Below are 13,692 nucleotides of genomic sequence, written 5' to 3' on the forward strand. Positions count from 1 at the left end.
CAGTGCTCAGTCGACGAACAGCGACATCACCGAGTCGCCCTTCACGATCCGCTTGAAGGTCTCGGCCAGCAGCGGTGCGCAGGTCAGCTGGCGGATCTTGGTGCAGGCAGCGCCGGCAGCGCTCAGCGGGATCGTGTCGGTGACGACCAGCTCGTCGAGCGGCGAATTCTGGATACGCTCGATCGCCGGACCGGACAGGACCGGGTGCGTGCAGTAAGCGATGACTTTCTTGGCGCCGCGCTCTTTCAGCACCTCGGCGGCCTTGCACAGCGTGCCGGCGGTGTCGACCATGTCGTCCATGATCACGCAGTTGCGGCCTTCGACCTCACCAATGATGTTCATCACTTCCGACACGTTCGCCTTCGGGCGGCGCTTGTCGATGATCGCCAGGTCGCAGCCCAGGCGCTTGGCCAGCGCACGGGCACGCACCACGCCGCCGACGTCCGGCGAGACCACCAGCAGGTCTTCGTAGTTGCGCTTCTGCAGGTCGCCCAGCAGGATCGGCGATGCGTAGATGTTGTCGACCGGGATGTCGAAGAAACCCTGGATCTGGTCGGCGTGCAGGTCCATGATCAGGACGCGCTCGACGCCGGCTTCTTCCAGCATGTTGGCCACGACTTTCGCCGAGATCGCCACACGCGCCGAACGCGGACGGCGGTCCTGGCGGGCATAACCGAAATATGGAATCGCCGCGGTAATGCGGCCAGCCGATGCGCGCTTGAGAGCGTCGACCATCAGCATGATTTCCATCAGGTTGTCGTTGGTGGGAGCGCAGGTCGATTGCAGAACGAAGACGTCCTTGCCACGAACGTTCTCGTTGATTTCGACCATTACTTCGCCGTCAGAGAACTTCGAGACCACGGCCTTACCGAGAGGAATGCCGAGGTTTTTTGCGACCCCTTCTGCTAGCGCCGGATTGGCATTGCCGGTAAAAACCATCAGGTTTTCGTAAGCCATGGGAGTCCCGAGAGGTGAGCGTTGAACCTAGAAAAACAATCAGCCGGAATGACCGGCTGACTATGCTAAGGGCGGAATTGTTTGCCGCCGAATCTTCTTGCTGGACGCGTTCCGCATCGACAGACCAAGAAAACTTTGGCAGGGGAACAAGGATTCGAACCTTGGAATGCCGGAATCAAAATCCGGTGCCTTAACCAACTTGGCGATTCCCCTACACGACCTTTACAGCTTGCCGAAACACAGTCACCACTGACTTACATTGTAGCGTCTAGCGCGTCGACAGGCAGAATTTTATTCTATAACTCACTGATTTTGCAAGAGCGATTTCATCAGCGGGTGTTTCTCAAGCGACTTTGCTTTCCATGCCAACCAGTGTTTTGGCACAGATGCCAACACCCGGTCGGCAGCCTCTTCGCTGGAGAACGCGCAGAACACGCACGCCCCTGAGCCAGTCATCCTGGCATCGCCGTAGCCGCTCAACCATTCGACCGCCTCTGCTACCGGCGGGAACAGGCGCATGGCCACGTCCTGCAAATCATTTTTCCCGAAGCCAACCTGACTGCCTGCGCCGAGGTAGCTGCTGGAAAAGTCCGCTATTCTGACCGGTTTCGTATCCCTTGTCAAATCCGGGGCCGAAAATATGGCTGGGGTCGGCACAGCGACGCCGGGCTCGATCACCAGGTACCAGCAGTCCGGTCCCTGCACCGGCTGCAAGGCTTCGCCGATGCCTTCGGCGAACGCGGTCTGGCCGAACAGGAAGAAGGGAATGTCGGCGCCCAGGGGCAGTCCGAGGGCCATCAGCTCTTCGCGCGTGAGGCCGGCCTGCCACAGGTGGTTGGCGGCCATCAGGGCGGTGGCGGCGTCCGAGGAGCCCCCGCCCAGCCCGCCGCCCATGGGCAGGATCTTCTCGACCGCGACCTCGATGCCGGGCGGCAGTTCGCCGTGGCGGCGCTCGTATTCCGCCTGCAGCAGGCGCAGCGCGCGCACGATCAGGTCCTGGTCCTCGGGCACACCGGGCACATCGGTGCTGCGCACGATGGCATGGTCCTCGCGCAGGTCGAAGTGCAGCAGGTCGGCGCGGTCGATCAGCTGGAACACGCTTTGCAGCAGGTGGTAGCCGTCGGCGCGGCGGCCGGTCACGTGCAGGAACAGGTTGAGCTTGGCCGGGGCCGGGCAATGGTGGAGCGAACGCATGCTCAAGCCGCCGGGTCGATCACGATGCGGATCTGCAAGTCCTGGATGTCGCCCACGGCGCTGCGCTCGGCGTTGATCACGCGCGGCATGGGCTGGGGCGCCTTGTCGTCCTGCCAGGACATGAAGCGCAGGCGCCAGCCGTCCTTCGTGCTCACGCTGTTGTTGGCGGGCGAGGCGGCGAAGCGGCGGCCCTGCTCGTCCACCGCATAGCCTTGCAGCCAGTCGCGCAGGCCGGCCACCGGCAGGGTCCAGCCCAGGGTCTGCTGGGTCAGGCCGTCGATGTCGGCGGCACTGCGCGGGGCGCGGCCGGACTGGGTGAGCGTCGCCTCCCCCGGCGTCACCGCGATGGTGGCGATGGTCTGGCCGAGCGGCGAGTTCAGGGTCACGTCGGTGCGGTCCGGGCGCTGGGCCCAGTTGAAATTGCCGTTCAGGGATTCGCGCGCCCCGTCCTTCAGGTAGTTCACGCTCAGGCGCCCGCTCAGGTCGATGGACTCGCGGTAGGCGCCGACCGTGGCGGTCGAGGGCATGGTGGCGGTGGTGGCGCAGCCGGCGAGCGCGGCGGCGAGAGCGATGAGGGTGAGGCGGCGGGTGATCGGCATCGGCGGAAACGAAGTAGAAAAACATGGCTGGCCGGATGGTTCCGGCCAGCCCTATGGATGAGCGATTATTTCACAAGGACAGGCCGAGACGCGCCAGCGTGGTGCGCAGGGTGTCGTTCTGCGGATCCTTGGCGCGCGCCTCGCGCCACAGCTGCTGGGCCGCGACCTTGTCGCCCTTCTGCCACAGCACTTCGCCCAGGTGCACCGCGATCTCGGGATCGCGCCGCAGTCCGTAGGCCTGGCGCAGGAATTTTTCGGCCTCGGCCAGGTTGCCCATGCGGTAGTGCACCCAGCCCATGCTGTCCATGATGAAGGGGTCGCCCGGCGCCATTTCGAGGGCCTTGGCGATCAGCGCATAGGCTTCCTGCAGGCGCACGTTGCGCTCGGCCAGCGAATAGCCGAGGGCGTTGTAGGCGTGGTGGTTGTCGGGCGCTTGCGCCATCACTTCGCGCAATTGCTTTTCCATTACGTCGACCTTGCCCAGCTTTTCGGCCAGCAGGGCGAAGTCGTAGCGCAGGTCCGGGTTCTTCGGAAAGCGCCGGATGCCCGCCTCCATCACGGCATAGGCGTCACCGGTCCGGCCCGCTTCGCGCAACAGGGTCGACTCGGCCACCACGAGCTGGGCTTGCTGGGCCGGCTCCTCGGGCTTGAGCGCGCCGAGCAGGCGGCGGGCGCCGGCCAGGTCGCCCAGCTTGCCGACCACATGGGCGCGGCGCAATTGTGCGCTGAACAGGGTCTGGGGGTCGGTGCCCTCGGGCACCTTGTCGAGCCAGCCGAGGGCGCCGCCCAGGTCGCCGCGTTCCTCGGCCAGCTGGGACAGGATCAGCAGCGCGCGCGAGGGGTCGCGCTCGTCGTCCGGATTGCGGCCGAGCACCTCCACGAAGCGGGTGAAATAGCGCTCGGCGGCCGGCGCGTCGTTCATCTGGGTGGTCAGGATGCCGAGCGCATAGAGGTGGGCCGCATTGTCCGGCTGGTCCTTCAGCAGCAGCTCGAACTCCTGGCGCGCACGCGGGTATTCCTTGCGGTTGACCAGCACCCGGGCGTAGGCGGCGCGCACTTCGCGCGCGTTCGGATTGTTCTTGAGGAACTGCTCCAGCAGGGCAATGATCTGGGTCTCGTCTTCCAGCACCTGGGCCAGCATCAGGGCCGCGATCTCGGAATCGGGCTTGGCCACCAGGGCCGCGCGCGCCTCCTTCAGGGCGGTCTCGCGCTCGCCCCTGGCCAAGGCCGCCTGGGCCCGCACCACCCGCGCCTCCATGGTGTCGCCGTAGGGGGCGATCAGGCGCTCGACCATGGCGCCGGCCGCTTCCTTGTCCTTGGCGCGCGCCAGCAACTGCTGCATCTGGAACATCAGCATGCCGCGCCGGCCGGGGGTGGCCTCGCGCAGGCGCTGGGCGAAGATCGGCTCGACGTCGGCGATGTTGTCCGAGGTGACCACCATGCCCACGAAGTACTGGGTCGCTTCCTCGGACTCGGGGTCGAGGTCGTGCCACAGGCGCACGGCGGCCAGGGTGTCGTCGGCCTGCTTGGCCGCCACCGCCATCTCGGCGGCGCGGCGCGCCAGGCGCGGGTCGCGCGTCTGCTGGGCCAGGCTCAGCATGGTCAGGTAGGGGCCTTGCCAGTCGCCCGCGCGGAACTCGAACTCGGCCTTCATCAGCTGGTACAGCAAGGTGCTGGTCAGTTCGACCTTGGGCAGGCGCGCCTCGAGCTCGGCGCGCGCCTTGGCCAGCGCCTCTTCCTCGTCCAGCTCGGGCTCGTCCTGACCCGATGTTGCCCCGTCCTGGGCGAGCGCCGCCTTCTCGGGCGGCGCGCTCTGCTGTTGCGGCGCGATGGCGCACGCCGTCAGGAGACCGGACAGCGTTACAATGGCGAAAGCGTTTTTCAAAGCAAGTCCAGGTGTTGAGATGATGTCCATTCTACGCTCAAGCCTGCGCCGTCCGTGCGCCGCCAAGGCTTGCCGCTCTACTGCAACACGACTTTACACGAATCCCCTCCCCCATGCCTGAACTGCCAGAAGTAGAAGTCACCCGGCGCGGTGTCGCGCCCCATATCGAAGGCCGCGTCGTCGAGCAGGTGGTGTTCCGGCGCGAAGGCCTGCGCTGGCCCTTCCCGCCGGACCTGTCGGCGCTGCTGGCCGGGCGCCGCATCACCGGCACCAGCCGGCGCGGCAAATACCTGCTGATCGAGTTCGAGCACGGCGTCCTGATCGTCCACCTGGGCATGTCGGGCCACCTGCGCGTGCTGCCGCCCGGGATCGAGCCGCGCAAGCACGACCACTTCGACCTGGTGGTGAACGGCCCGGAAGGACGCCAGGTGCTGCGCCTGCACGACCCGCGCCGCTTCGGCGCCGTGCTCTGGCACGGCAAGGAGCAAGGGCCGCTGGAAGAGCACGAGCTGCTGCGCGGCCTGGGCGTGGAGCCGCTCGGCGAGGCCTTCTCGGGCGCCCTGCTGCACCGCGAGACCCGGCGCCGCAACGCGCCGATCAAGCAGGTGCTGCTGGCCGGCGACATCGTGGTCGGGGTCGGCAACATCTACGCCTGCGAGAGCCTGTTCCGGGCCGGCATCAATCCCAAGACCTCCGCCGCGCGCATCAGCCGCGCCCGCTACGACAAGCTGGCCGAGGCGATCAAGGAGATCCTGGCCGCCGCCATTGTCCAGGGCGGCTCCACCCTGCGTGACTTTATTGCAGTAAATGGTCAATCCGGGTATTTCCAGCAGACATATTTCGTCTATGATCGTGCTGGAGTGCCTTGCCGCCACTGCGGGGCGCCGGTCCGCCAGATCAAGCAGGGCCAGCGCTCGACTTTCTATTGCGCGCAGTGCCAGCGCTAGGCTCACACGGGACAGGCAATCAATGCAGGATTTACAACAGTATGGCGCGTGGCGCGCAGGTGTAGCGTCCACGCTGGAACAGTATGGCGCGGCGCTGGGCGAAGCGGGGCTGATCGACGGCGCGGGCGAGCAGGGCCTGGCGCGCGCCCTGGCCCGCCTGCGCGAGGACAAGCTGTCGGTCGCCTTCGTGGCCGAATTCTCGCGCGGCAAGACCGAGCTGATCAACGCCATCTTCTTCGCCGACTACGGCCAGCGCATCCTGCCCTCGGCGGCCGGCCGCACCACCATGTGCCCGACCGAGCTGCTGTGGGACCCCGCCCTGCCCCCCTGCATCCGCCTGCTGCCGATCGAGACCCGGGCAGAGCAGCGATCGACCAGCGATTTCCGCGAGGACCCCGGCGCCTGGACCGTGCTGCCCCTCGAGCTGGACGCGCCCGAACGCCTGCGCGAGGCCTTCCTCCAGGTGAGCCGCACGCGCCGCGCCGGCCGCGAGGAAGCCGAGCGCTACGGCCTGTTCGACGCCGAGGCCCCCGACCTGGCGAGCAGCCTCGGCACCGATGGCAGGGTCGAGATCCCGCAATGGCGCCACGCCATCATCAACCTGCCCCACCCGCTGCTCAAGCAGGGGCTGGTGATCCTCGACACCCCGGGCCTGAACGCGATCGGCACCGAGCCCGAACTGACCCTGAACCTGATCCCGAACGCGCACGCGGTGCTGTTCGTGCTGGCCGCCGAGACCGGGGTCACCCGGAGCGACATCGAGGTCTGGCGCACCCACATCGGCGCCGGCCCGGGACGCCTGGCGGTGCTGAACAAGATCGACGCCATGTGGGACCCGCTGCGCAGCGAGGCCGACAACGAGCTGGAGATCGCGCGCCAGCAGCGCGACGTGGCCCAGCTGCTCGGCCTGGCGCAGGAGCGCGTGTATCCGGTCTCGGCCCAGAAGGCCCTGGTCGGCAAGATCGGCGGCGACATGGCGCTTTATGAAAAGAGCCGCCTGGGGGCGCTCGAAGCGGCCCTGTTCCACGACCTGATCCCGGCGCGCCGCGAGATCGTCGCGCGCCAGTTGCGCGGCGAGCTGGCGGCCCTGGACGCCGGCCAGGAAGCGCTGGCGCGGGCACGCATGCGCGACCTGGTCGAGCAGTTGCAGGAGCTGAAGAGCCTGCGCGGCAAGAACCAGGGCGTGATCGCCCACATGGTGCGCCGCGTGGAGGCGGAAAAGAAGGAATTCGACGCCAGCCTGGTCAAGCTGCAGGGCACGCGCGCGGTGTTCGCCCGCCTGTCCACCGAGCTGTACACGACCCTGGGCATGGACGTGGTCCAGGCCCACACCGAGGCGGTGCGCGCGGCGATGGCGGCGGCGCGCTTCTCGACCGGCGTGCGGGCCCCGGTGCGCGCCTACTTCGACGCGGTGCGCGCCAGCCTGGACGCGTCGAGCGAAAAGATCGGCGAGATCTCCGCCATGATGGAGAGCATGGTGCGGCGCTTCTCCAGCGAGCATGGCCTGGCCCTGAACCTGCCGGCGGCCTTGTCGCTGGCGCGCTACCGCGAGGAGATCGACGACATCGAAGCCGTGTTCGCCAAGCAGTTCGGCACCACCACCCTGCTGATGACCAGCCGCGCCACCCTGCTCGAACGCTTCGTCGACGCGATCGCGTCGCGCGTGCGGCGCGCCTTCCGCGCCGCCAACCTGGAAGCCGAGAGCTGGCTCAAGGTGCTGATGGCGCCGCTGGAAGCCCAGATCCGCCAGCACCGCGAACAGCTGCGCCAGCGCCAGGCTTCGATCCAGCGCATCCACGACGCGACCGACAGCCTGGAGCAGAAGATCGCCGCCTTCGAGACGGTCCAGGCCGAGCTGGAGGCCACGCGCGCCCGCCTGGCGGCGATGGCGGCGTCGCTGCTCGGCAGCCTGGGGACGGACGTCCTGGCGCAGGAGGCGGCATGAGGGAGAGCACATGAAGCGGCTGACCGAATTCGAGGGCCTGGCCGACCCCAGCTTCTCGCAGGCCGTGGTCGAGTGGCAGCGCAGCCACGGCCGCCACACCCTGCCATGGCAGAACACCCGCGACGCCTACCGCATCTGGCTGTCCGAGATCATGCTGCAGCAGACCCAGGTGGCGGCGGTGCTGGGCTATTACGCGCGCTTCCTGGAGCGCTTCCCGACCGTGCAGGCGCTGGCCGAGGCGCCGTCCGAGGACGTGATGGCGCACTGGAGCGGCCTGGGTTACTACACGCGGGCGCGCAACCTGCACGCCTGCGCCAAGCGCGTGGTGCAGGACTACGGCGGCGTGTTCCCGAGCGACCCGGCGCTGCTGGCCGAGCTGCCCGGCATCGGACGCTCGACGGCGGCGGCGATCGCCGCGTTCTCCTCGGGCGCGCGTGCCGCGATCCTGGACGGGAACGTCAAGCGCGTGTTCGCGCGCGTATTCGGCATCAACGAGTATCCGGGCATCAAGCCGGTCGAGGATGCCTTGTGGCGGCGCGCCGAAGCCCTGCTGCCGGAGAATGATGGCATCGAGGCCTACACCCAGGGGCTGATGGACCTTGGGGCCACCCTGTGCACGCGCTCGCGGCCGGATTGCGCACGCTGCCCGCTGCAGGCGCGCTGCGTGGCCTATGCCACCGGACGCCAGGCCGAGCTGCCGGTGCGCAAACCCAAAAAGGCGACGCCGGAGAAGCGCACCGCCATGCTGGTGATCGTCGACCGCGGGCAGGTGCTGCTGGAGCAGCGGCCGGACAGCGGGATCTGGGGCGGCTTGCTGTCGCTGCCGGAAGTCGGCGGGCATGTGCCGGTCGAAGACGAGGACGACCTGTTCGACACGGCGGACATGGCGCGCGCGGCGGCGCAGTTCGGCGAGGTCGAGGAGGTGCAGGCGCTGGGGCATCTGGTGCATGTGTTCACGCACTACCGGCTGCACATCGCGCCCTTCATGGTGCGCCTGGCGGCGCGCGGGGGCGCGAGCGGGCGGCATCTGTGGTGGAAGCTGGATGCGATCGCGCAGGCGCCGTTGCCGGCGCCGGTCAAGAAGCTTCTGGTGGAGTTGGGGCAGCCGTCATTGTTTGTGTGAGGCAGCCGTCCTTGTTTGTGTGAGGCTGGTATTCACGCAAACTTGGATCCCGGCCTTCGCCGGGATGACGTTTACGAGTGCGTGTCCGAAAAACCGTCGGCGACTTCTCGAGTCCCTCTAGCCGCAAAACCGTCATCCCGGCGAAGGCCGGGATCCAAGTTTACCCGCAGACACCCAGCCCCAATCAAAGCGTATCGAGCGAAAAAATCCGCCGATGCTCCTTGATCGCATACCTATCCGTCATCCCCGCGATATAGTCCGCGATCTTCCTCGCCTGCTTCATCACATCCCCCGACGCCACCTGGTAATCCGGCGGCAACAGCACCGGATCCGTCATGAAAGCCTCGAACAGCTCGCGCACGATGCGGCTGGCCTTCACCCGCATGCGGTTCACCTGGAAATGCCGGTACAGATTCGCGTACAGGAAGCGCTTGAGCGCCGTGGTGTCCGCGCGCATCCGGTCCGAGAAGCGGATCAGCGGCGGCGCCGTCCGCACATCGTCGATGCTCTTCGGCCCCGCCTCCAGCAGCAGCTGGGCCGAGGTTTCCACCAGGTCCGCCGTCATGGCCGTGATCATGCGCCGGATCGTCTCGTACAGCGCGCGGCGCCCCGGCAGGCCCGGAAATTCCGCCTCCACCGCATGGCGGTGGCGGGCGAAGAACTCCACCTCCTCCATCTGCGCCATGCTCAACAGCCCCGAACGCAGGCCATCGTCGATGTCGTGGTTGTTGTACGCGATCTCGTCGGCCAGGTTGGTCAGCTGGGCTTCCAGGCTGGGCTGGGTCTTGTCGATGAAACGCTGCCCCAGTTCGCCCAGCTGGCGCGCATTGTTCAGCGAGCAGTGCTTGAGGATGCCCTCGCGGGTCTCGAAAGTCAGGTTGAGGCCGTCGAAGGCGCCGTAGTGCTCCTCGAGATGGTCCACCACGCGCAGGCTCTGCAGGTTGTGCTCGAAGCCGCCGTAGTCCTTCATGCATTCGTTGAGCACGTCCTGGCCCACGTGGCCGAAGGGCGTGTGGCCGAGGTCGTGCGCCAGGGCGGTGGCCTCGACCAGGTCTTCGTTCAGGCGCAGGCTGCGCGCCAAGGTGCGCCCGATCTGGGCCACCTCGATGCTGTGGGTCAGGCGGGTGCGGAACAGGTCGCCCTCGTGGTTGAGGAAGACCTGGGTCTTGTACTCGAGCCGCCGGAAGGCGGTCGAGTGGATGATGCGGTCGCGGTCGCGCTGGAACTCGCTGCGCGAGCCCGGGGCCGGTTCCTGGTAGCGACGCCCGCGCGACTTCGAGGAGTGCGCCGCATAGGGTGCGAGCTGGGCGTCGAAGTCCATCATCGGGTGCAGGCCTCCAGGGTCGCCCTCAGGGTCTCGAGCGGCACTGTCGTGATCGAGGGGCTGCCCAGGGGCTTGAGCAGGATGAAGCGGATCGCCCCGCCCTCGTTCTTCTTGTCGACCGCCATCAGCTCGATCCAGCGCGCTTCGCCCAGGTCCGGCGCCACGGTCGGCAGGCCGGCCGCGGCCACCAGGCTGCGCACGCGCTCGACCGTGGCCGCGTCGACCAGGCCCAGGCGCGCCGACAGGTCGGCCGCCATCACCATGCCGCAGCCGACCGCTTCGCCGTGCAGCCACTGGCCATAGCCCAGGCCCGATTCGATCGCGTGGCCGAAGGTGTGGCCGAAGTTGAGCACCGCGCGCAGGCCGCCCTCGCGCTCGTCCTTGCGCACGACATCGGCCTTGATCTCGCAGGAGCGCGCGATGGCATGGGCCATCGCTTCCGGCTCGCGCGCCACCAGCTTCGCGATGTTGGCTTCGATCCAGTCGAAAAAGGCGGCGTCGAGGATGGCGCCGTGCTTGATGACTTCGGCCAGGCCGGCCGCCAGCTCGCGCGGCGGCAAGGTGTCGAGGGTGGCGGTGTCGGCCAGCACGGCGCGCGGCTGGTAGAAGGCGCCGATCATGTTCTTGCCCAGCGGGTGGTTGATGCCGGTCTTGCCGCCCACCGAGGAATCGACCTGGGACAGCAGGGTGGTCGGCACCTGCACGAAGGGCACGCCGCGCATGTAGCTGGCGGCGGCGTAGCCGGTCAGGTCGCCGATCACGCCGCCGCCCAGGGCCACCAGGGTGGTCTTGCGGTCGCAGCGGTGTTCCAGCAGGGCGTCGAAGACCAGGTTCAGCGATTGCCAGTTCTTGTGCTCCTCGCCGTCCGGCAGCACGATCTCGACCACCTCGATGCCGGCCGCGCGCAGCCCGCCCGCGACCCGCTCCAGGTAGAGCGGGGCGACGGTGGTGTTGGTGACGATGGCGGCCTTGCCGCCGCTGACGTGGCGCGCCAGCAGCGCGGGATCGTCCAGCAGTTTAGGGCCGATCAGGATCGGGTAGCTGCGTTCGCCGAGTTCGACGTTGAGGGTAAGAGGTGCGGGTTCGTTCATCGAGGTTTTCGCCAGCCGCCGCGCACGCGCTTCTTCCAGCGCGGCGATCTGGTCCAATATGGTCTGTACCATCGATTGTACGTTAGGTCGGCCGGTGTCGATGACCAGGTCGGCAATCTCGCGGTACAGGGGATCGCGCTGGGCCAGCAGTTCTTCCAGCTTCTTGCGCGGGTCGGCGGTCTGCAGCAGCGGGCGGTTCTTGTCGTGCGCGGTGCGCGCCAGGATGCTGTTGATCGAGGCGCGCAGGTAGACCACGGTGCCGCGCTCGGCCAGCAGGGCGCGGCTGGCCGGGTTGAGGATGGCCCCGCCCCCGGTCGCCAGCACCAGGTCGTGCTGGGCGCTGAGCTCGCGGATCATGTCGGCCTCGCGCCGGCGGAAGCAGGCTTCGCCCTCGATCTCGAAGATCCACGGAATCGAGGCGCCAGTGCGCGCCTCGATCTCGTGGTCGGAATCCACGAAACGCTTGTTCAGCTTGCGCGCAAGCATTCGGCCGATGGTGGTCTTCCCCGCTCCCATCAGGCCGACCAGGAAGATGTTGTTGTTCTTGGGATCAGCCACTACCAAAACCCGCTTGGATGTAAAAACGGCCAGTATAGACTGGCCGTTCGGTTTTGCGTTGTTTTGCGAGCTTTTGCTTATGGGCAGGTGAACGTGAATTCGAACGGAATCACGGTCACGAAACGGTTCGGCGTGGTCACCGTCACGTTGAAAGTCGCCTTCGCCGCCGCCGTGCAGGCGGCGCCCGTCACGCTCTTGAGCGTGAACACGTGGGAAGAGCCCTGGCGGCCGACGATCTGGTTGCCGGTCGGGTCGTCGCCCGTGCTCGAGTGCGGGAAGATCTTCGGCACTTCGGCCGGCATGACGTCCACCGCGCTGGCGTTGTTCAGGCTGGTCATCTGCACGGTCGTTCCAGCAGGCAATGGATTATTGTTCAGGTCATTGAGCTGGAGGCTGAAGGTCTTGGCGTCCGCCGCGCGCACCGAAGACAGCGTGGTGGTGGCGCCGATGTTGAGCGGAGTCGAGGAACCGTTCAGGTGCACGTAGCGCACCGCCGAATCGCTGAAGAAGATCGCGCCCTTCTGGAACTGGGTCGTGATGCCGTCGGTCGTGCTGGCGCAGATGGTCGCCACGCCCGGACGGGTGCTGTCGTTGCTCACGCGCGGGTCGCTGCCGGTATTGCAGGGCGTGACCGGGGTGTTGGGCAGGGGCGAGCGCGGGTTCTGGGTGCGGAAGTTGACCGAGCAGCCGCCGTTCTCGGTGACGCAGCCGCCGCGCGCCGAGCTGCCGATCGCGCCCATGTTGGTCTGGAACACCACCGGGGTGCCGTCCGCCACCGGGTTGCCGAACTGGTCGGCCAGCAGGATGTTGAAGATGGTGGCCGGCGTGGTGGTGCCGCTGTCGTAGTTCCAGCCCTCGATGTTGGGCGTGGTCACGCTCAGCGACAGCGCGCGCTGGGTGGTCAGGCCGGTCGAGACCACGATGGTGTCGGACGGGGTCGCGATGTCCGGGTTGCCGTTGCTAGCGGTGCCCGGCAGGGTGGCGACCACACGGAAGGAGGTCGGCATGTCGCGCGAATTGACGGTGGTGACCACTTCGCCGTTCTGGTCGGTGCTGTCGGAGGCCTTGTTCAGGGTGACCACGCCGGCCGGCTGCACGCTGAAGCTGACCTGGCGGCCCGCCAGCGGACGGTCGAAGGTGTCGATCACCTTGTAGCGCAGGGTGGCGGTCTCGGAACGGCCGACGCCGCCCTGGCCGCGGATCACGATCGACTGGCCGGCCGGCAGGGCCGACACGAACTGCACCGAGGCCGGGGTCGGCGGCGCGATCGCCAGGCTGCTGCTGAGCGGGGTGGTGGCGGCGTCCGAGGACACGGTGATGGCGTCGTTGTTGCCGCAGCCCTGGTCGCGGTAGGTGACGCGCGCGGTGCCCTGGACGGTGGTGGCGACGGCGGCCATGGTGGCCTTGCCGGTGGCCACGCAGGCCGAACTGAAGTTCACGTTGACCGGCTGGGCGGTGTACTTGGCGCCGCCCGCCAGCACGTCGACCGAGATCTCGGCGGTGGCGTAGGCCGTGATGCTGGTCGGGTTCACCACCAGGTTGCCCAGCGCCAGCGCGGTGGCGCCGACCGAGTAGTTGGCCGAGCCGCTCACGGTGGCGTCGCCCAGGGTGGCGCTGACGGTCACCTTGCCGGCGCCGCTGGCGGCCAGGCTGGCGGTGCGCATGGTCATGCTGGCCACGCCGTTGGCGTCGGTCAGGGCGGTGCCCGAGGTGGCCGAGAACACGGCCAGGTCGGCGTCGGTGGCGAAGGTCACCAGGGTGTTCGGCACCGGCTTGCCGGCCGGGTCCAGCACCGTGGCGCGCACGGTCAGCGGGGTGGCGCCGCTCAGGGTATTGCTGGCCTGGCCTGCCGGGTTGGTGAAGGCCACGGTCACGGCCGCGGTGGCCGGCGTGCTGGGATTGCTCGGGCTGGTCGGGGTGCCGCCGCTGCCGCCGCTGCCGCCGACGCCGGGCGAGCCGCCGCCGCCGCCACAGGCGGCCAGGCTGGCCGCCACCAGGGCGATCATGGTCAAGCGCCCGACCGGGAAGCGGGCTGCGCGTTCTTCAGTGTGATGCATGGATTCTTGTTC

At 67.8% G+C, this 13,692-nt stretch carries 10 protein-coding genes and 1 tRNA gene; 3 read left to right on the forward strand and 8 right to left on the reverse strand.

The window, feature by feature from the left end; genetic code table 11:
- Positions 1 to 6: 6 nt before the first annotated feature.
- From B0920_RS21250 to B0920_RS21270, 5 genes are all read right to left on the reverse strand, one after another.
- Complete coding sequence (locus tag B0920_RS21250) at positions 7 to 957, reverse strand: ribose-phosphate pyrophosphokinase (protein ID WP_078034688.1); 951 nt, start codon at positions 955 to 957, stop codon at positions 7 to 9.
- A gap of 136 nt (positions 958 to 1,093) precedes the next feature.
- Positions 1,094 to 1,170 (reverse strand) — tRNA-Gln (locus B0920_RS21255).
- A 90-nt stretch (positions 1,171 to 1,260) separates the two neighbouring features.
- Positions 1,261 to 2,151 (reverse strand): 4-(cytidine 5'-diphospho)-2-C-methyl-D-erythritol kinase, encoded by an 891-nt coding sequence (ispE, locus tag B0920_RS21260; protein WP_078034689.1) that lies wholly within the window; start codon positions 2,149 to 2,151, stop codon positions 1,261 to 1,263.
- A 2-nt stretch (positions 2,152 to 2,153) separates the two neighbouring features.
- Positions 2,154 to 2,750, reverse strand: a complete 597-nt coding sequence (locus B0920_RS21265) for an outer membrane lipoprotein LolB (RefSeq protein WP_078034690.1) — start codon at positions 2,748 to 2,750, stop codon at positions 2,154 to 2,156.
- Between the two features lie 70 nt (positions 2,751 to 2,820).
- Positions 2,821 to 4,635 (reverse strand): tetratricopeptide repeat protein, encoded by a 1,815-nt coding sequence (locus B0920_RS21270; protein ID WP_078034691.1) that lies wholly within the window; start codon positions 4,633 to 4,635, stop codon positions 2,821 to 2,823.
- A 113-nt stretch (positions 4,636 to 4,748) separates the two neighbouring features.
- Here B0920_RS21270 and mutM point away from each other — a divergent pair, with 113 nt between their 5' ends.
- From mutM to mutY, 3 genes are read left to right on the forward strand one after another with little or no spacing between them, the layout of a single operon-like run.
- Positions 4,749 to 5,582 (forward strand): bifunctional DNA-formamidopyrimidine glycosylase/DNA-(apurinic or apyrimidinic site) lyase, encoded by an 834-nt coding sequence (gene mutM / locus B0920_RS21275; RefSeq protein ID WP_078034692.1) that lies wholly within the window; start codon positions 4,749 to 4,751, stop codon positions 5,580 to 5,582.
- 22 nt (positions 5,583 to 5,604) lie between these two features.
- Positions 5,605 to 7,527: a dynamin family protein gene (locus tag B0920_RS21280; RefSeq protein ID WP_078034693.1), complete on the forward strand. Its 1,923-nt coding sequence runs from the start codon at positions 5,605 to 5,607 to the stop codon at positions 7,525 to 7,527.
- A gap of 10 nt (positions 7,528 to 7,537) precedes the next feature.
- Complete coding sequence (mutY, locus tag B0920_RS21285) at positions 7,538 to 8,650, forward strand: A/G-specific adenine glycosylase (protein WP_078034694.1); 1,113 nt, start codon at positions 7,538 to 7,540, stop codon at positions 8,648 to 8,650.
- Between the two features lie 184 nt (positions 8,651 to 8,834).
- On the opposite strand, the gene B0920_RS21290 is transcribed toward mutY, so the two are convergent.
- The 3 genes from B0920_RS21290 to B0920_RS21300 form a co-directional block, all read right to left on the reverse strand.
- The gene (locus B0920_RS21290; protein WP_078034695.1) at positions 8,835 to 9,971 is read right to left on the reverse strand and encodes a deoxyguanosinetriphosphate triphosphohydrolase; all 1,137 of its coding nucleotides are present in this window, start codon (positions 9,969 to 9,971) and stop codon (positions 8,835 to 8,837) included.
- Entirely contained in the window at positions 9,971 to 11,623 is a 1,653-nt protein-coding gene (gene aroKB / locus B0920_RS21295; RefSeq protein WP_143745870.1) for a bifunctional shikimate kinase/3-dehydroquinate synthase AroKB, read from the reverse strand. Before aroKB ends, B0920_RS21290 begins: the two co-directional genes overlap by 1 nt.
- Positions 11,624 to 11,700: 77 nt before the next feature.
- Positions 11,701 to 13,680, reverse strand: a complete 1,980-nt coding sequence (locus tag B0920_RS21300; RefSeq protein ID WP_078034696.1) for an Ig-like domain-containing protein — start codon at positions 13,678 to 13,680, stop codon at positions 11,701 to 11,703.
- Between the last annotated feature and the right edge of the window lie 12 nt (positions 13,681 to 13,692).

The sequence above is a fragment of the Massilia sp. KIM genome (assembly GCF_002007115.1).
Classification (GTDB): domain Bacteria; phylum Pseudomonadota; class Gammaproteobacteria; order Burkholderiales; family Burkholderiaceae_D; genus Telluria.

Coding starts and splice junctions, on each gene's coding strand:
- B0920_RS21265 (WP_078034690.1), bottom strand. CDS start 2,750: ATGCCGATCACCCGCCGCCTCACCCTCATCGCTCTCGCCGCCGCGCTC.
- B0920_RS21300 (WP_078034696.1), bottom strand. CDS start 13,680: ATGCATCACACTGAAGAACGCGCAGCCCGCTTCCCGGTCGGGCGCTTG.
- mutY (WP_078034694.1), top strand. CDS start 7,538: ATGAAGCGGCTGACCGAATTCGAGGGCCTGGCCGACCCCAGCTTCTCG.
- B0920_RS21280 (WP_078034693.1), top strand. CDS start 5,605: ATGCAGGATTTACAACAGTATGGCGCGTGGCGCGCAGGTGTAGCGTCC.
- B0920_RS21250 (WP_078034688.1), bottom strand. CDS start 957: ATGGCTTACGAAAACCTGATGGTTTTTACCGGCAATGCCAATCCGGCG.
- ispE (WP_078034689.1), bottom strand. CDS start 2,151: ATGCGTTCGCTCCACCATTGCCCGGCCCCGGCCAAGCTCAACCTGTTC.
- B0920_RS21290 (WP_078034695.1), bottom strand. CDS start 9,971: ATGGACTTCGACGCCCAGCTCGCACCCTATGCGGCGCACTCCTCGAAG.
- mutM (WP_078034692.1), top strand. CDS start 4,749: ATGCCTGAACTGCCAGAAGTAGAAGTCACCCGGCGCGGTGTCGCGCCC.